This is a genomic window from Butyricimonas sp. DFI.6.44, from assembly GCF_022132345.1.
GTDB lineage: Bacteria > Bacteroidota > Bacteroidia > Bacteroidales > Marinifilaceae > Butyricimonas > Butyricimonas muris.
Map to the genome: position 1 here is coordinate 79439 of NZ_JAKNJD010000010.1, position 18578 is coordinate 98016.

Genomic DNA, 18578 nt, shown 5'->3' on the forward strand with positions numbered 1-18578 from the left:
TTTAAGATTAAAATGGAGGAATACCATGTTTTTTTGCCGGGGTTAGTACCGACTTGTTGCTGGATACCTCGATAGAGTGTTTCAAAATTTTCCGGGTTTCCTCGGGTTCGATGACAGAATCAATGTACCCTTTGGATGCAGCCACATAGGGGTTAGCGAATTTCTCGCGATATTCGGCAACTTTGATCTTGCGCATTTCGTCCGGATTCTCTGCTGACATGATCTCTTTCTTGAAGATAATGTTAGCGGCTCCTTCCGGTCCCATTACGGCAATCTCTGCTGTCGGCCAAGCGAACATGAAGTCTGCTTTCAAGTGACGCGAGTTCATGGCGATGTAACCTCCGCCGTACGCTTTCCGCAGGATCACGGTGATCTTGGGCACGGTCGCCTCGCTATACGCGTAAAGTACTTTTGCCCCATGACGGATAACACCCATGTGTTCTTGTTCCACGCCCGGTAAGTAACCCGGCATATCTTCGAAGGTCACGATCGGGATATTGAATGCGTCACAGAAGCGGATGAAACGTCCCGCTTTATCCGATGAATCGCAATCCAGCACTCCCGCTAACACGGAAGGTTGATTTGCCACGAAACCGATAGTTTCTCCGTCGATACGTCCGAATCCGACCACGATATTTTTGGCAAATTCCTGTTGTATTTCAAGGAAGTCCGAGTCATCGGCAACCGCCCGGATAATATCTCTCACGTCGTAAGGTTGAGTGGGATCGGCGGGAACAATCTTTTCGATTTTGTACTCCGGTTTCGGCGGTTTGGAGGGGAACGGTTTGGCTTTCGCCTCGTTACTCCACGGGATAAAGGTCAATAGTTTTTTGATCTGTTCGAAACATTCGTACTCCGAGTGTGCGAAGAAATGGGCGTTACCGCTGACTTCACTGTGCACTCTGGCACCCCCGAGTTCTTCCATCGTTACCACTTCACCGAGTACGGTTTTCACCACTTCCGGTCCCGTGATAAACATTTTCGAGATGTTGTCCACCACGAACACGAAGTCAGTCAAAGCGGGTGAATACACGGCACCTCCCGCGCAAGGACCGAGAATGACGGATAATTGAGGAATAACTCCGGATGCCTGCGTGTTACGGAAGAAGATTTCCCCGTATCCTGCCAGAGAGTCAACTCCTTCTTGAATACGAGCACCTCCCGAGTCGTTGATCCCGATCAAGGGCACTCTCATTTTCAGAGCGTGGTCCATGATTTTGGTGATCTTGCGGGCATGCATCAAGCCTAATGAACCACCGGCAACGGTGAAGTCTTGGGCATAGATACACACGGGTTCTCCATAAATAGTACCGGTTCCGATGATAACACCATCACCATGCAGAACCTTTTTATCCATATCAAAATCTTTTGACTGATGCTCAACGAACATGTCGTACTCGTGGAAAGAATCTTTGTCGAGTATTGCTTCAATACGCTCCCGGGCTGTCAACTTTCCCATTGCAGCTTGCTTCTTAATAGCCTCTTCGCCACCACCTTGAAGAACAATCTCTTTTCTCTTCCTTAAATCAAGAACATTTCTTTTAAGTGACATAAGTAATAATTTATGTTTGTAAATGATAGGTTTCAACTCAATACAAAATCCTACCTACCCAGTCTGCAAAATTACGAAAAAAAACGGAGAAAAAAACACCTGTTCGGGGGTGTTTGGGATAATGTATTGATACATTGTGCATTGGAGTGGTAAAATGTTTTTTTGCCCCCCATCGTGTTTTTGTTCTGTTTTCGTAACACGAAACAAGTTTCATGCGTAAAATTTACATTCTGTTTTGCGGGAGTGGTGGGGGCATGTGGAAGGAGTTTTCCGTGTTACCCGTGGGATTTGAAGAAATAATTGTAGTTTTGCAATTGGTTTACAACCTTCGAAATGAAGATAGAATGAAGATTTTACGTAGGATATTAAAATATATATTCAGGGTTATACTGGGGCTTTTCACCTTGGTAGTGCTTGTTATGATTCTTTTATACATTCCCGGTATACAGAATTTCGTGACGGGAAAGGCGGAGCAATACGTGGAGCGTAACATGGGTATGAAACTTTCCGTGGGGCGTGTACTGTTGAAATTCCCGTTAGACTTGGCAGTGGAAAGAATTTATTTTGGAAAGACGGAGCGGGACACGATGCTGAGTGCTGACCTGATTCAAGTAAATGTCGCTTTATCGAAATTGTTGAAGAAGGAGATTGAAGTGCGACGGTTGGTGATAGAGAATGCGGCAATGAACTTCGGGGATACGCTTTCGGGAATGAAAATGAAAGTGGCACTCCATGAACTGAATCTTCGTATGGACAGGTTGAATCTGGCGAAGCAAGAGGCTGACATTCCTACGGTTTCCTTGCATGGCGGAACGGTTTTCATGAACTTGGGTGAAAGTGAGCCGGACACCACACAGCCGGGAGAGCCGGCACGTTGGAAGTTCCGGGTGGGCGAGTTGCTGTTGGATAGTGTCGACTGCGTGATGAACGGGTTGCCCATGGGACAAATCCGCGCGGGAGTGGGCGAAGGACGCTTGAGGGAAGCGGAGATACATCTTGGGGAACAGACGGTAAATCTGGATTCCATACTATTGGTACGGGGATATTGTGAGGTGCTGACGCTTGCGGATGCCACTTCGGGCGGGGAGGACGCGGTACAGGATTCCACGGGGAGTATGCCGTGGGTAGTACATGCCGGGAAGGTCGAGTTGGCGGATAGTCGTTTTTTAATGAAGCCTCGCGGAATAAGTGTGGCAGAGGAAAGATTTCCGGAGGCGATACGGGTATCGGCTCTTTCATTGCAAGTGGACAGCGTGTTTAACCGGGGAACGGAGATAGCGGCTATCGTGCAGCGATTGCAGTTGAAAGAAGGGAACGGGCTTGATTTGCGGAATTTATCCTGTCGGGTAAATGTCGGGAGCGATAAGTCTAACGTTTCCAATCTGTCATTGAAAACGGCTTATAGCCGGTTAGGGATGAACGTGCAAGCGGCTAGCGGGCTTACCGGATTCGGGATGAATACTCCTTTGCGCTTGTCGATAAACGGTACGATAGGGGGGAAGGATATACTTTTGTTTATGCCGGACACGAATAAATTAATGGAATCTTTTTTACAGGATAAAACGTTTTCGCTTGCCGGATTATTGAATGGGGAGATCGAGCGATTGAATATCGAACACCTGAACGTGGGTGCCGGAAATGATTTTTTGTTGGAAAGTAGCGGAAAAGTTTCTTCTATTACCGATATGGAACAGATGGTCGCGGATTACCGGGTATCGTTGACTGTTCGGAACGGGCGTTTTTTCGCGCCGTTCTTGGGCGACGGGGAGGAGGCAGGCGTGGTTGTGCCGGATAATTTGAAGTTGAACGTCGATTTACATATGGCGGATCAGACCGCGAGAGTCAAAGTGGGAGTTAGCCCCCGACAAGGAAGTCTGAATATGGTTGCCGGTTACGGGATGAAAGATAATTCCTATTACGCGGGAGTTCGTTTGCGGGAGTTCGCGTTGAATGAATTTATGCCAAAAGATTCATTGGGAATGGTTTCCGCCACGCTTTCCGCCTCGGGGAAAGGATTGGATTTGAAAACGGCGGCGGGCAAAGTGAATTTAGCTTTGGCATTATTGCAATACAATGGTTACGATTATAAAGATATCACGTTGAATGCCGTGTTGAAAGAGGGTGTGCTGAACGGGGTTTTGGCAAGTGGTAATAAAGAGTTGGATATGGATATGAAATTCCAGCTTACCGCCGGCGACAAAGGATACGAGGCAAAGATTGAAAGTGATATCCGGAATGCGGACTTGAAAGGATTGCATTTTATGCCGGAAGAACTGGCGTTCTCTCTGGGATTGACGTTGCAGGGAGAATTGAACGCGGACAGTACTTCCGCTCTAAAAGCCGATTTCACGGATATCGTTTTGAAAGATGTCGGAACCCGGCAGTTGGGGAATTTAAATATATCGTTCGCCGGGGAGGACAATCGTACCCGATTGAACGTGGACGCTGGAGATTTGAGCGTGAAGTTTAACGGGAAAGGGAACGGCTATTTGTTGGCTCGGCAATTTGCCAAAGCGGGAGAACTGCTTGCCGGACAACTGGAAATACACGATTTTAATATGGAACAATTGGGGGAGGTGTTGCCGGATTTCAGTTTGACGATCGATGCTGCCCAAAAGAACATATTAAACAGTTACCTGAAGAATAACGGGATGCGCTTCAAGCGTGTAGGTATAGAACTGGGGACGGATACCGAGTCCCACTTCAAGATGGATGCCGGGGTTTTCGGGTTGGACATCGAGGGTTTCGTGATTGATAGCGTGTTCATGAACGCTCACGGTCAAGGCGTGGCTTTACGCTACGGGGTGAACGTGTTCGGGGCAAAAAATCAATTGGAAGCATTGTCGCAATTGACCGCGGAAGGCTCGGTGGAACACGATCAGGTAAACGTGAGATTGCGGGAACGGGAGAATAAAGACGGAGAGATCTTTAACATCGGGGCGAATATCGCTTTTCAGGACAGTGCTGTCAGCGTGAGTATATCCCCGGACCCGTTGGTGTTGGGATACGTGTCTTGGCAAGTGAACCGGGGAAACTTTGTTCGTCTGAAACAAGGCGAAATTCCGGCGGCAAACTTGCAGTTGTTGAACGGGGATAAGCGTATCCGGTTGGTGTCGGAGGAAGGAGCGAACCGGGAACCGGAATCATTGGTCGTGGATATAAAAGGTATTGATCTGGGGCATATCTCCGATGTGTTGAGTTTTATCCCGGATATGTCCGGTATGCTGGGCGTTGATTTACAGATGCACAGTAAAAACAAGGTGATCGACGTGGGTGGAAATATCACGATAAATGAATTTAATTATCAACAGGAGCGGATCGGGAACTTGGATATGGGTATAAAATACCGCTTGTCGCGACAGACCGAGCATGATGTCGATTTTACCCTTGCCGTGGACGGGCAACAGGCTCTATTGGCGCGGGGCAAGATGATGACCGGACCGGATGATCAGAACATGGATTTGAATATAGGGATACCGAAATTACCGCTACGGGTGGCAGGAGCCTTCACGCCGCCGGGGATGATTCGTCTGGGCGGGGATATGGTCGGAGCGTTCCGTATCAAGGGGAATATGAGCCAACCTTTGATTGACGGCAATTTGAGTTTCAGAGAGGGAGAAGTGGAAGCGCTTCCGGTGGGAACGACCTTCAAGATAGATACCTCTACCATCACGATTCGGAATAATTTATTGAAATTTAATCATTTCGGGCTGATTGCTCCGAATAAGCAACGACTGGAATTGCAGGGGGACGTGAACTTTGCTTCATTCTCCAGTATCGAGATGGATGCATCCGTCACGGCTCGTAATTTCCAAGCGATGAAGGTGCAGGAAAACGACGAAACAATGGTTTACGGGAAATTGTTTGTCGACGTGTCGGCAACCTTGAAAGGAATGTTAGACGCGTTGAAGATTCGGGGAAATATTAATCTGTTGGATAACAGCGAAGTGTACTACACGTTGAAGTCCGCTCCTTTGTCCGTGACCGACCGGAGTGTTGATCTCGTGCGTTTCGTGTCTTTCCGGGATAGTACGGAAGTGGCGGAGGATGACCAACTGAAGCAAATCCGCGCAGTCAGTCTGGACTTGTTGATGTCCGTGAATATCGCCCCGCTGGTAAGTTTGAACGTGTTGTTGTCCGCTAACGGGCAGAACCGGGTTTCCATCAACGGGGGAGGGAGTTTGACCTACACGCTGAGTCCGGTGGGAGAGAGTCGCCTCGTGGGGCGCTACGTGCTGTCGAGCGGAATCGTGTCTTACGGCTTGCCGGTGATCGGGCAGAAAGATTTCAAGATACAGGATGGCAATTACGTGGAATGGACAGGAGATATTGCCAACCCGACACTGAATATTATGGCGGCAGAAACGATCTCCGCGAGTGTCACGGATGATAGCCAGAAATCCCGTCTGGTGAATTTCAAGGCGATAATACGGATTACCAACACGTTGGAGAAGCCGGATATCACTTTCGACCTTGCCGCCGAGGGGGATATCACGATACAGAACCAGTTGGCGGCGATGACTCCCGAAGAAAGATCCAGAGAGGCGATGAATATGATGATATACGGGTCTTACTCGGGACCCGGTACGGTAGCCAAATCAAACGCTTCCGATAATGCGATCAATAATTTCGTGGAACGGGAGTTGAATCAATGGTCGAGAAAACATTTGAAGAACATGGATTTGACTTTCGGCATCAATACATACAATCAGGTATCGGAGGCGGGCGAGTCGAAGAAGACGGATTACTCCTACCAATTCTCGAAACGGCTGTTCAATAACCGGGTTCGGGTGAAAGTCGGGGGACGTATATCCACGGATAATGATCCGGCAGCCGGGGGTGTGGAGGAGAATCTGGTCGATGATATCGCGGTGGAATACCTGTTCGGGAAGAATCCCAATTTCTTCCTTAAAATATTCCGGCACACGGGTTACGAGAGCGTGTTGGAGGGCGAAGTCACCCAAACCGGTATCGGTGTGGTGTTACGGAAAAATTACCAGAAATTCCGGGATATATTCCGGCGAAAGAAGAAAACGAAAGTGGAAAAGAAAGAAACACGGCGAATAGAAAATGAAAAGTCTGATAAATAGAATATATATATCCGTGACGGTAGCTTTGCTACTGTTGGGCGCATCTTGTTCGCAGACCAAAAAACTGACGGAAGGCGAAGTGTTGTACACCGGGGTGAAAAAAATGAAAATAGAAACGGCGGAAGGAGTCAAGTTGCAAGGGGCGCAGAGTTCCGCGATTTCCAACCCGATGTCCTATCCCCCCAACAACCCGTTGTTCGCCCCGTACGTGCGTTCGCCTTTTCCCATCGGTCTGTGGGTGTACAATTGGAACATCAAAAAAGAGAAAGGTCTGAAACACTGGTTGTACAAGAAGTTGGCGAAGAAACCGGTATTGATTAGCGACGTGCAACCGGAATTGCGCTTGAAAGCGGTGGAGAACGCTGCCCGGGATTACGGGTATTTCGGGGTGGAAACGAGTTACGAGATCATCCCCAACAAGCGCAATCCCAAGAAAGCGAAAATCAGCTATCACGTGCGTGTACCCGAACCGTATATGTTTGGCAATATCGAGTTCTGGGGATGGAAAGGACGCATGGATAGTTTGTTGCAGAGGAGGAAACAGCGTTGCCTTTTGACAAAAGGGGCTGAATACAGTGTTTACTCGATGGAAGACGAGCGGGAGCGTATCACCCAATTGTTGAGGAACAACGGTTACTATTATTTCCAATCGGACTATATCGAGTTTCTTGCCGACACGACACGGGAAAAGCGGGTGGCTGATGTTCGTATCGCCTTGAAACATGGTGTTCCGGCTGTCGCGTTGCAACCTTACAAGATTGGGAGTGTAGAACTGGTGCTGGAGGAACCCGATGAGTCGGAAACGACCGATTCGCTAGCTTATAAAGAGATAAATGTAAAATACACGAAACCGTTGGGTGTAAAACCCAAAGTGCTGGCTCGTTCGATGTATTTATTGCCGGGAGATATTTACTCTTTCCGGCGGCAGAATCGTACGCAGACAAGCCTTGCCCGTTTGGGGATTTTTAAATACACGAATCTGAACGTCACCCGTGCGGACACGGCAAGGACGGACGGATTCGGCAAATTGAATTTTGGAATTAACGCGGTGTACGATTTACCGATCGAAACCGAGGTAGAGGTGGATGTATCCTCGAAATCCAACAACTTGCTGGGACCGGGACTGACTCTCGGTATCACCAACAAAAACCTGTTCCGGGGAGGAGAGAACCTGTCTTTCAAGTTGAACGGGGCATACGAGTGGGAGGTCGGTAACAAGCAAGGCAACTCGAAATCCGGATTAATCAATTCCTACGAGTTGGGCGTGAATGTCGGTTTGTCGGTACCTCGCTTGTTGGTTCCCAATTTCTTGAAAAGTACGAAAGATTTTCCCGAACGCACGCATTTCCAAATCGGAGTGGATTTCCTGAACCGTCATACATTTTTCCGGATGATTTCATTCACGGGATCATTCAGTTATGATTTCCAGTCTTCCTACCGGAAGTATCACACGATCACCCCGTTGAAGCTCAGTTATACCCATTTGTTGCGGACTTCAAAGGAATTTGACGAAACGATGGATAATAATCCGGCAATAGCGATGAGTTTCAAGAATCAGTTTATACCCTCGATGGCATACACCTACACGTATGACCGACAGGGGACTTCCCGTAACCCGAACCGGTTGTACTGGCAAAATATGATCATGTCGGCGGGAAACTTGTTGTCCGCGATACAGTACTTGTCGGGGAATCACAAGGGAGAGGGGAAAACGATATTCGGTAACACCTATTCCCAGTTTCTGAAAGGTACTTCCGAGATTATTGTTTACCGGAAACTGACCGAAAATTCGTTGATCGCCACTCGTTTCATGGGAGGGCTCGGGTACGCTTACGGCAATTCAAGCGTGATGCCGTATAGCGAGCAATTTTATATCGGGGGAGCCAACAGCATCCGGGCTTTCACGATTCGTTCCATCGGGCCGGGTAGCTATCACCAGAAAAGTGATAACAAGACGGCATATCTCGACCAGACCGGGGATATAAAACTGGAAGGAAATATCGAGTTGCGCTTTAAAATAGCGGGAAGCCTGAACGGGGCAATTTTCTTGGATGCCGGTAACGTGTGGTTGTTGCGGAATGACCCCAAGCGTCCGGGGGGAGAATTCAAGCTGGCGGGTTTGCTGAACGAGATCGCGCTGGGAACAGGTTGCGGGTTGCGCTATGACATCGGTTTTATCGTTATCCGCGGGGATTTAGGTGTTGCTTTGCATACCCCTTACAAGAATCCCGATAAACCGGGATATTACAATATTTCCAAATTCAAGGACGGGTTGGCGTTCCATTTGGCTATCGGTTATCCGTTCTAGAATAACAGCAGGAATCATCTATGTATTTGTCGTATTCATTCCGGTATACGGTGTTTATATTTTTGTACCCTTGCTAAGTAGAGGCGGGTGAAATGTGTTGGAAGAAAAGTGGTTTTGCTGTTAATGAAAGTTATATGATTATAATATTATAATAATGTGATTTGTACTTTCTTTATATCATCTCCCATTCAACTCCTATTCAACTCCCATTCATCTCCTATTATAAAGGTATAGAAATAGAAAATTAATTGGAATTAAATAAAATTTGATAATACTGAACTATATGGTATGATTATAATTAATTCTTAGAAGATAACTGAACAGGGCAGAAATTGATCTCGAAAAAGAGAGGAAAACAGGACCGGCGTAAAAAAAAGAAGACTGCCCGAGCGTGTCGGACAGTCTCCCGTTGTTTGAAATTATTGAACCCGAAAACTATTTTACTTTTTCGTAGATGTAAAGTTCGTGAATTTCTCCGGTGTAACCTTCATCTTTGAACGGACCTTGTGACATACCGAGAACGATCAGGGTACCACGGTTGTTCAATACCACGAGGTCGTCATTTACCGGGTCGATAGAAAGACCTTCGATCTCTCCGGCGCGGCGGAAATCACTCATCTCGCGGAATAATTCAACTCTTCCGGCTTTCGCTCCGCCGGCAATTTTGCCTGTACGCATTACGGGTTTCCCTTTTTTGTCAAGTTTCACGCTGAAAGGGGTGTCCTTAACAACTTCAGTTCCGTCCTGCAATCCGGTGAAGTGTACTTCAGAGATGTCGGCAATGTAAATGTTGTCAGGAATATTGTATAATGATTCACCGTCATCTGAAGTGAAAAGCATTTTACCGTCAGCGATGAAAATACCTTGACACCAGTACGGGGTCGGGCGGCATTGCATCTTGGTATAGTATTGTCCTGTTTCAAGGCTGTAGCAATACACGTAACGGCTATCCACCCAGTCGGACATCCAAACCATGTTTTTCTCGCGGTCAACGGCAAGACCTGATACCTCTACTTGTCCCGATTCCGGTGACCAAGGCAGGTCGCGTTTCCATTTCAACGTTTCCGCGTCATAGATAGATACGGCAATGTTGTAACCGCGTCCGTATTCGAATTTCTCGATACCGCAATAGATTTCCCCGTTATAAATGTCGATATCACCGAAGTGGTTGGCGATTTCGGGATTCTGGAACGGTTGATCGTTCTTCATGATAAGATTACCATGCTTATCGTATTTGTAAAGAACTTTAGTATCGGATACATAGTAATAGTTGCTGTCGATAGCAATTCCTTGACGTCCTGCCACGGGAATAACTTTTTTCAAGCGATACTCGGAGCCAAGATGTTGAGCGTTTACGGCCATACTTGCTAAAAGCAATGCCACAACAAATAATAACTTATTCATAATCAAAAATATTTAGGTTATTAATAAAGGTTTACTTTATATTAGAATTTAAGCAAACACATGATTTGCAAACTGTTGCCAGTGCCTTTGTCAACTTTGTCCGTGTAGTCGGACAAGATGTAATTCACTTGGAACTTAACATCCTTGATAGGCTCGTAAGTACAACCGATCAGGTAATTGTCCTTGTTGTTGGCAGAAGTCTTGTTCGTTTTGTCGCGATACATGTCAAAACGGGCTACCGGCAAGAATTTACCGATCTTGTAAGCGGCGAGGAAGTAGAAACCGTCTTCGTCAACATCGGCATCGTCACTCTTGATATGACCGTATTCTGCACGAAGGTCAAGACCGTTCGGATCATAATACCAAGCACCGGTGATAACGCGGTTCATGGCTTGATAATTTCCTACTACTTGTCCTGCATTGAGTTGTTTGTATTCACCCCAGTTGTAGCAACCGATGATACGCAATTTCTCGATGGGACGAACGGTGATACGACCAATGATATCTTTAGATTTGTTGTCGTCGTTCAACGTGGGAAGATAACCGTTGCTCAAAGATACTTGATAGCTCAAGTAGTTGAATTTCTTGTCTTTGCTCGGTAGGAAATCTCCATAAGCCATGATACCGAGGTCACGACCGTAGTCGATAAGGTTGGGAGTTGAAACAGCATTACGGCATACCATGCGGTAGCAAATATTAGAGAAATCTACTGTTTCCAATGTCGCGGGGGAAATGTCATAGTTCTCGAAGCCAAGCGGCAAATAGTATTGACCCGCGCGGAAGTGTAGTCCTTTCGTGATATGCGCGTTAATGAACGCATCCATAACCGTGATTACTTTCTTCGAGTAAGCGGTTCCGTCGGTAGAACCGGAGAAACATTCCAATTGTGCGCGGAAGTCAAATGTTTTTGACACTTGCTTGTCGATGATCAAACGCATACGTTTCAATTGGAAAGATGATCTGTTGTCGCCGTTTTTGTCACCCCAGTTGTAACCGGTTTGGATGTAACCGGAAAATTTCGGTAGTAGTGAAAGGAGTTTATTTACTTTTTGAGTAAGATCCCCGTCATTTGTTTGGGCAGTCCCTTCAGTTGTGGCAGGGGTTTGGTCGTTCTCGGCCTTAGCCCATGTAGATGTGCATACGAAAAGGGCACAACACAGCATTAACACGTTCAATAAATAACTTTTTTTCATAACAATGTTAAATTAAGTTCATACAAATTATATTCTTCTCGGAATTACTTTTTCGGATTAGCCGCGTTCTCTCTTATTCCCCATTCTCCCGTGTGGAAGCGTACTTTCGGATCTCTGGTGTCGTTGCAGTTCACGATAAGCGCCCCCTCTTTTTCCCAGTATCCTTTCACCGTGTAACCGTGCATCGGACCGTCTTCCTCGCCGCGGACGGTTTTGTCGTCCGGGTTGATCACTATTTTTAAACCGCAGGATTGATTCAGCATGTCCATGTCCCCGCGGCTATTGCCACCCACTACCAGCGGGCGGGTTTTGATAAATGTCGGGATGACATTGGCTTTCCCGTCGTCTTGCGGGATCGGCAGCACGATTTCGTTTGTCAGCACCCCGTCGACAACGACAGACTTCATCCCGAGAATATTCACGTCAGGGATTCCCAATTCCTCTGATAAGAATTTTTGGTATAAAAACTCGGGAGAAGCTGTCAATATCCATACTTCAAATCCGTATTCTTTCAAATTCGCGATAAGCTGTTTCATTTCCGGGTAGAATTTTCCTTGGTATGATTCCACGTAACAATCGTAACCCAAGGTTGCCACGGCTTCGGGAGTCATTCCCGCGAGAAAATGGGCACGGTCTTCAACGTACACTTTACCCACGTTGTCGCCGTTTTTCACCATGCGGTTCAAAATAGCCATTTTTTCCTTTGACACTTTGTCATTCTTGCCCTTGTAATATTTGTCGGCGTAACGATACAGTGCTTCGTCTGCCAGATAATGAGGAACTTGCCCGAACACGGTGCCGTCCCCGTCGAACACGGCAACTTTGCGGGTATTCATGGTTAAGGTCGTGTTCAAGAATGTTTCAATGCGATCGTTAATCTCTTTTGACCATCCCTTGATCTCGCGATAGGTTTGCGCGGAGATATAAGGGGTGAAGAATAGCATTACCAGAATGATAACGCTACTCGTTACGAGCTTCTTTTTCATGTTTGTTATTACTTTTTGTTGTTAACCAAATATTGTTCTTCCTTGTAAGTAAAGCTGACAAATACTATTGATAAAGCGCACGCTATCAGCAATAATATAAATGTTCCATCCCAACCGAACGAACTTTCAGAGACATAACCCATCACGACGTTTGCCAGAATCGCGGTTCCGAAGAAATACCCGAAGAAACCCGTTAGCCCGGCAGATGTTCCCGCCGCGTTCTTGGGAGCAAGGTCAAGAGCCTGCACACCGATAAGCATCACCGGTCCGTAGATGAAGAACCCGATGGCAATCAGAGATAGCGTCACGATTGTATAGTTGTCGGAGAAATGCCAATAGAAGAAAATGAATACCGCTACAAGCGCCATGAAGATGATCGTTGTGATTGCCCGACGCCCCTTGAACACGTAGTCACTCAACCAACCGCAAACAAGCGTGCCCGGTATAGCGGCAAACTCGTAAGCGAAATATGCCCATCCGGCTTCTTTGATATCGTAGCCTTGTGCCTCTTTCAAATAGGTGGGAGCCCAGTCAAGACAACCGTAGCGAACCATGTAAACGAAAGCGTTAGCGATGGCGATGAACCATAACATTTTGTTATTAAGCACGTATTTGAAGAAGATTTCTTTCGTGGTGAGGACTTCTTCCTGTTTCTCGCTATAATTTTTCGGGTAATCGTTACGCCATTTCTCGATGGTGGGCAACCCGCAGGATTGTGGCGTGTCGCGAATCATAACGTAAGCGATTAGAGCGATTAGCAAAGCTACTGCCGCGGGGAATATGTAAGTACCTATAATGAAGTATTTTGTGCTGTCAGCCCCGTAGAACCAAGAACCGAACCACATGGCTCCGTACACGGCCATCGGGCCGACAAGAGCGCCACCCACGTTATGGGCGCAATTCCAGATAGACATCTTCGTGCCCCGTTCCTTCACGGAAAACCAGTGTGTCATCACGCGTCCGCAAGGAGGCCATCCCATTCCGTTGAACCACCCCACGAGGAAGTTTAGTACCGCCATAATCACGATGGAGATGGTACCCGCCCCGAATAGTTCAATCGGGACTGCCATGAACATCATGGATAACGCGGCTAGAACCAATCCTAAAGGTAGGAATACGCGCGCGTTGCTTCGGTCGGAAACACTACCCATCAAGAACTTGGATAAGGCGTAAGCAACAGCGTTTAGAGCTAACACGATACTTAACGAGCCTTTCTCGAAGCCGTAAGGACCGTCAGGATCTGTCAAAAATGGCATCGCCATTGAAAAGTTCTTTCGCACAATGTAATAGCCGGCATATCCAACGAAAATACCGATGAATACCTGCCAACGCATGCGCTTGTACGTAGAATCAATCTCACCCTCGGGTAACTGGGTTTTGAATGGCGCTGGTTTCAAAAAGTTCCACATGTTATTAGATTTTATGTTATAATTATTAATTTAGACACACCTTTATACGTAATAAATCTTAAAAAGTTTCATCGCAACCCTAAATAGGGCATTTTAGTATGTTTTTTCTTTGATTCATTGCAATTGTATTTAATTCTCAATGTTTTTTTTATCGAATGTATTCGAAAACGTTTTCTTTCTATTTCGAAACTAATCTCTTTCAATTCACAACAAAATTAGGGATATTGATTTTTAAATCAAAATAATTTTCAATAAAATTACGTTTCTCTTTTGATTTTATTTTTATTTCTTTTTGAAAAAGATTAGTTTACCCCGCTGGTGATAATATTTATATCATTCTAAAGCATTGGCTAATATTGATATAGGATGTTCGCACCGCTTGGTCGTGGACATTTCGATTTGCCATTTGCAAGTTTCGCAATCGGTAGCAACGATATCGATACCGCAACTTTCGATTTGATTGAACAAGGAAGCACCGATATCTTGTGAGGTCTTGTAATTCTCTTTCTTGAAGCCGTAAGTTCCTGCTATCCCGCAACATTGTGAATCGAGAATGGTTAATTCGATGTTGGGGATAAGTTTTAACAGTTCTATCGAATAATAAGACCAACCCAGTTTCTCCATGTGGCAAGGAGTGTGGTAAGCTACTTTGAGTTTTTCTCCTTGCTTGAAATTCAATTTCAAATCTTTTTGGCCAAGTAACCGATAGATGTAGCGTGTGGCTAATTCTATCCGGTCTCTGACATCGTCGTTTTTGACGTCCAATAGATGGGGATACTCGTCCCTGATGGTGAACGTGCAGGTTGACGAGGTGGCTATCACCGGAATGTTTTTATCGATGACGGACTTTCGAATCGAAGCTATGTTTGTTTTGGCTTGTTTTTTTGCCTGATTGATAAAGCCGTTAGAAATTAACGCGACCCCGCAGCATTTTTCTTTCTCGAGCAATTGTACCCCGATGCCGAGAGCGTTCATTACTTTCACGAGGTCTTTTCCCAGTTGCGGGTTGTTGTAGTTCGCGTAACAACCGTGGAAGTAGCTGACCTGCTTCGGGTAGGCGGCTTGCTTTTCAGCCTGTTTTTTGTACCACCCCTCGAATGTGCCGAACGAGTATTTCGGGAACGTGCGGCGGTGGTCGATCTTCATCACGCCGTCAAGGATGGCTTTCACGGGTTTTAATCCCAGCGTGGTGTTTACAATCGGGGCGAACGGGGTTGATAACGTCCCCACCAGATCCGTGTTCGCTAGGATGAAATCGCGTAGCGTGGGTTTCTTCTCGCTGTACTTGATGCGTGCGGACTGTATGATGTCGCCTATTCTCACGTTCGAGGGGCATGCCACCTCGCATCGCTTGCAATTAATGCAATATTTCAGAGATTCGTCATAGAAATTGAATTTCTTCAAACGCAGGCGTTCCCCGTCCGGTCCCGCTTGTTTGGGACCCGGGTAATCCGGGTTGACGGCTGCCACCGGGCAGTAAACGGTACACACGGTACATTTGATACATTGCTCGAAATTATTATCGCTTATATTGTGTTGTTGTAGATTCATAACATCTCCTGTTTACTTGAAATTCTGTCTGCTACATACAATGCGCTTAAGATGGAGACTCCCGCCCCGCATCCCTCTTTTATCGCGTTGAAGCCTTCCAGTATGGCTCCGGACACGTAAAGGTTTTCTATCGGTTTGCCATTTTGCATCCCCCGGAAATCTTTGTCGGTTTTTACCCCGAAAGTCTGATAGGGTTGAGCCTCGAACGCATCCCGGCTATACCATTGTTCGCGATTTCGGAAGTAAGTGACGTCCAGATTGAAGATTGGTTCGTAAACCCGTTCCGGATCGGCAATCAGTCCTTGGCTGAAATAACTTCCTGTCGCTAGAATCACGTTTTTGCCCGTGAACGGGATATCCCCGTGATTGTTCGTGTAAACCCGGGTGATCCGGTCACCCTCTTTCTCTGCCCGCAGGACAATGTCGCCCAGCATGAAAACGCCGCCGACCTCTTGGAAGCGGGCGCGCAGTTGTTGTTGTACTTGGATGCCCGGCACGGAAGGGGGGAGGGTTGGCAGTATATAAACCGGCTTCCCGATTTCTTTTTGAAGATAGGCTAAAGCGTCTTTCCGGCTTAATCCCACGATAGCGGGTAACGCGATGATTTCGCAATCTCCGTGTTCCGCCTTGATTTGGCGAACTAATTCGTTCAGGTTGTCTTGGTTGTCAAACACTCTGGCGATATTCACGGAACGCATTTCTGTCGGGTTTTTCCGTAAACGCTCCAAGGCGGGAAAATTAATCAAGTGGGTGGTACATGTCGTACCTATTTTTGCCAGTTCGTCAACAATGAACTGGGTATAGAAATCAAGAAATCCCGTCACGTTGAAAATCCCGACTTTCTTCCATTGAATCCGGTTCGCGTTTTCGCCTTGCAAATGATCTTCCAAGGTTAGCCATGTCGGTTTTAACGTACCCATCGGGGTTACTCGGTAGTGATTTTGTTCTGCTTTTCCTTTTATCGGGATGCCCGTGTCTTGCAGGAAGGTTTCCGCTTCTTCGGTCAATTGCGCGAACTTGCTTATTCCCAGCTTCGCGTAAGGATGCGCGGGTGCTTGCTCGATCAATTCTCCGATTGCTTCCAGCGGTTTGTTCACGCTTTTCCCGTCCGGTAGCGCGTTTAGTAAATCAAAAGAACCGGAAGAGAAATGCAAGGCGCTTTGCCCGGAAGAAATAATGACACAGCGTTGTCCTTGCTTGGACAATTGTATCCCGGAAATTAAGCCGGACAGACCGCCACCGATGATAATGGTATCGAATTTCATAATTATTCTTTTGAAGATGATGTTAGCCCGCATACGGCTTCGTATATCCACGCGGTGTATTCACTTTCACGTAATGTATCGCCCCACGCGATGGGTGCCATGCCTTTCCATCTCTCGTTCAAGAAAGAGGTAAGGTCTGATTTCGCTCTTTTCGTGCAGGCTTTTTTCATGTTGCTCATTAATCCGGCGGCTCGGCAGGCACAGAGTTCTCCTTGGCAAGTGCCCATTCCCACGCGGGTTCTTCTTCGCAAGTCAACCAGATTGTTTACATCCAACTCGTTCAAGGCGTACTTCGCTTCTCCCACGGATACTTCTTCGCATTCGCAGATCAAGCTGTTGTCCAAGGCGGTATTCCCTGAGAACTTGTCTGCCATCTCCCCGTGGCGGTTGATTGTGGCGTTGCGTTGCGCGAGCGGAACGGATATGATTTTTTTACTTGTTTCTTCGGCATTTCCTCTGGAGCCGGGTAATTTTTCCGTGGCGGTGGTGCAAGGGGTTGAAACGTTTAGTTTCTTGCAAACCAAGTCGGTCGTCCATTCGGACATCAACCGGTAGGTCATGAGCTTTCCGCCCGTGATGGTGATAAGGCCTTCCAGCCCGTCTCTCTTCGCGTGGTCCAGTAGCACGATACCCCGGCTTACGTTTCTTCCGCTGGGATCATCGTCTGATGCAACTAGCGGTCGGACTCCCGCGTACGCTCTTAGGATGCGGGTTTGTGCCAGTAGCGGGGATAATTTTTCTCCTTCCCGCAATAGTAAGTCCACTTCTTCCGGGGTGACGTACATGTTGTCCACTTCCTCGTAAGGTACTTTGCTGGAAGTTGTTCCGATAAGGCAGATGGTATCGCCCGGCACGAGAATATCGGCGTCGGCGGGCTTGCGGCATCTGTTCAGCACGATGTTGTTTACCCGGTGCCCGAAAATCAACAAGGCTCCCTTGGCGGGTAGCATGTTGATATTGATTCCGGCCAGTTTGGCTATATTGTGTCCCCATATACCCCCGGCGTTGACAACGACGGAGCCGTAATAGGATTTTGTTTCTTTCGTTTTGTGGTCAAGGACTTTGATGCCCGTGATGCGGTCTTGCTCGCGGATGAGTTCCGTGACCTCGTGATAAGTCAGCACGGTGGCACCGTGTAGTTTCGCATCCATGATATTGGATGCTGTCAGGCGGAACGGGTCGACCGCTCCGTCCGGAACTCTTACCGCTCCAATGATATCGGGATTGGCGGAAGGTTCCATCTTTAAAGCTTCTTTCGGATCGATCACGTCAGCCCGAATACCTGCTTGCCTGCAGGCGTCAACAAATTTGGACTGGTAATTTATGTCATCTTCGGGAAGGGTGAGGAAGAGTCCGTCGGTTTCTTCCACGCAGTGGCTGGCGATTTTACGAAGAATCATATTTTCTTTGATACATTCTTCCGCGGATTCTTTGTCGGTTACCGCATAGCGAGCGCCGCTATGCAACAGCCCGTGATTGCGTCCCGTGGCTCCGGTGGAAATATCGAATCTTTCAACCAAAAGCACCCGCAGTCCCCTGCGGGAACAATCTCTGGCAGTGCCGGCTCCTGTCGCGCCGCCGCCGATGATGATTACATCAAATGGTTTTGTTGTCTCGTGCTGTGTCATGTCCAAAAGATTTTATTATCGCAAAGGAAAGAATAAAACGAAAGAAAACAAAATAATATCGCAATAAAATCACCTAAAAACGAAAGTAAATGAAAGAGCAAGTTCCGTTTCGTGTTTTGAATAGCTTTCAAATACTCTTGAATGAGGAAAAATGAAATCTCTTTTACTATATATATAAGGTATGGGAAAAAT

Annotated in this window: 10 protein-coding genes; 2 read left to right on the top strand and 8 right to left on the bottom strand. The window is 47.0% G+C overall.

What is annotated here, in order from left to right:
• Positions 1 to 7: 7 nt before the first annotated feature.
• Positions 8 to 1552 carry an acyl-CoA carboxylase subunit beta gene (locus tag L0M98_RS14615; protein ID WP_099294328.1) on the bottom strand — a complete coding sequence of 515 codons (1545 nt, stop codon included), beginning with the start codon at positions 1550 to 1552 and terminating at the stop codon, positions 8 to 10.
• 212 nt (positions 1553 to 1764) lie between these two features.
• Between L0M98_RS14615 and L0M98_RS14620 the strand changes: the two genes are divergently transcribed.
• Positions 1765 to 6642, top strand: coding sequence for a translocation/assembly module TamB domain-containing protein (locus tag L0M98_RS14620; RefSeq protein ID WP_186978345.1), 4878 nt, complete (start codon positions 1765 to 1767; stop codon positions 6640 to 6642).
• Positions 6623 to 8950, top strand: coding sequence for a translocation and assembly module lipoprotein TamL (tamL, locus tag L0M98_RS14625; RefSeq protein ID WP_186978344.1), 2328 nt, complete (start codon positions 6623 to 6625; stop codon positions 8948 to 8950). The genes L0M98_RS14620 and tamL overlap by 20 nt, the downstream gene beginning before the upstream one ends.
• 435 nt (positions 8951 to 9385) lie before the next feature.
• Here the strand turns inward: tamL and L0M98_RS14630 are convergent, their stop codons facing one another.
• The 7 genes from L0M98_RS14630 to glpA all read right to left on the bottom strand — a co-directional run bounded on the left by L0M98_RS14630 (position 9386) and on the right by glpA (position 18386).
• Positions 9386 to 10354 (bottom strand): hypothetical protein, encoded by a 969-nt coding sequence (locus L0M98_RS14630; RefSeq protein ID WP_099294324.1) that lies wholly within the window; start codon positions 10352 to 10354, stop codon positions 9386 to 9388.
• 41 nt (positions 10355 to 10395) lie between these two features.
• Entirely contained in the window at positions 10396 to 11547 is a 1152-nt protein-coding gene (locus L0M98_RS14635; RefSeq protein ID WP_099294322.1) for a porin, read from the bottom strand.
• 44 nt (positions 11548 to 11591) lie between these two features.
• Positions 11592 to 12533: an HAD family hydrolase gene (locus L0M98_RS14640; protein WP_186978343.1), complete on the bottom strand. Its 942-nt coding sequence runs from the start codon at positions 12531 to 12533 to the stop codon at positions 11592 to 11594.
• Positions 12534 to 12541: 8 nt separating this feature from the next.
• Positions 12542 to 13942, bottom strand: coding sequence for a phosphoglycerate transporter protein PgtP (gene pgtP / locus L0M98_RS14645; protein WP_099294319.1), 1401 nt, complete (start codon positions 13940 to 13942; stop codon positions 12542 to 12544).
• A 333-nt stretch (positions 13943 to 14275) separates the two neighbouring features.
• A complete protein-coding gene (glpC, locus tag L0M98_RS14650) occupies positions 14276 to 15493 on the bottom strand; it encodes an anaerobic glycerol-3-phosphate dehydrogenase subunit GlpC (protein WP_227216788.1) in 1218 nt (405 codons plus the stop codon).
• Positions 15490 to 16758, bottom strand: a complete 1269-nt coding sequence (gene glpB, locus L0M98_RS14655; protein WP_227216787.1) for a glycerol-3-phosphate dehydrogenase subunit GlpB — start codon at positions 16756 to 16758, stop codon at positions 15490 to 15492. Before glpB ends, glpC begins: the two co-directional genes overlap by 4 nt.
• A gap of 2 nt (positions 16759 to 16760) precedes the next feature.
• Positions 16761 to 18386 (bottom strand): anaerobic glycerol-3-phosphate dehydrogenase subunit A, encoded by a 1626-nt coding sequence (glpA, locus tag L0M98_RS14660; protein ID WP_227216786.1) that lies wholly within the window; start codon positions 18384 to 18386, stop codon positions 16761 to 16763.
• Positions 18387 to 18578 lie beyond the last annotated feature (192 nt).

Coding starts and splice junctions, on each gene's coding strand:
- L0M98_RS14615 (WP_099294328.1), bottom strand. CDS start 1,552: ATGTCACTTAAAAGAAATGTTCTTGATTTAAGGAAGAGAAAAGAGATT.
- L0M98_RS14620 (WP_186978345.1), top strand. CDS start 1,765: ATGCGTAAAATTTACATTCTGTTTTGCGGGAGTGGTGGGGGCATGTGG.
- tamL (WP_186978344.1), top strand. CDS start 6,623: ATGAAAAGTCTGATAAATAGAATATATATATCCGTGACGGTAGCTTTG.
- L0M98_RS14630 (WP_099294324.1), bottom strand. CDS start 10,354: ATGAATAAGTTATTATTTGTTGTGGCATTGCTTTTAGCAAGTATGGCC.
- L0M98_RS14635 (WP_099294322.1), bottom strand. CDS start 11,547: ATGAAAAAAAGTTATTTATTGAACGTGTTAATGCTGTGTTGTGCCCTT.
- L0M98_RS14640 (WP_186978343.1), bottom strand. CDS start 12,533: ATGAAAAAGAAGCTCGTAACGAGTAGCGTTATCATTCTGGTAATGCTA.
- pgtP (WP_099294319.1), bottom strand. CDS start 13,942: ATGTGGAACTTTTTGAAACCAGCGCCATTCAAAACCCAGTTACCCGAG.
- glpC (WP_227216788.1), bottom strand. CDS start 15,493: ATGAATCTACAACAACACAATATAAGCGATAATAATTTCGAGCAATGT.
- glpB (WP_227216787.1), bottom strand. CDS start 16,758: ATGAAATTCGATACCATTATCATCGGTGGCGGTCTGTCCGGCTTAATT.
- glpA (WP_227216786.1), bottom strand. CDS start 18,386: ATGACACAGCACGAGACAACAAAACCATTTGATGTAATCATCATCGGC.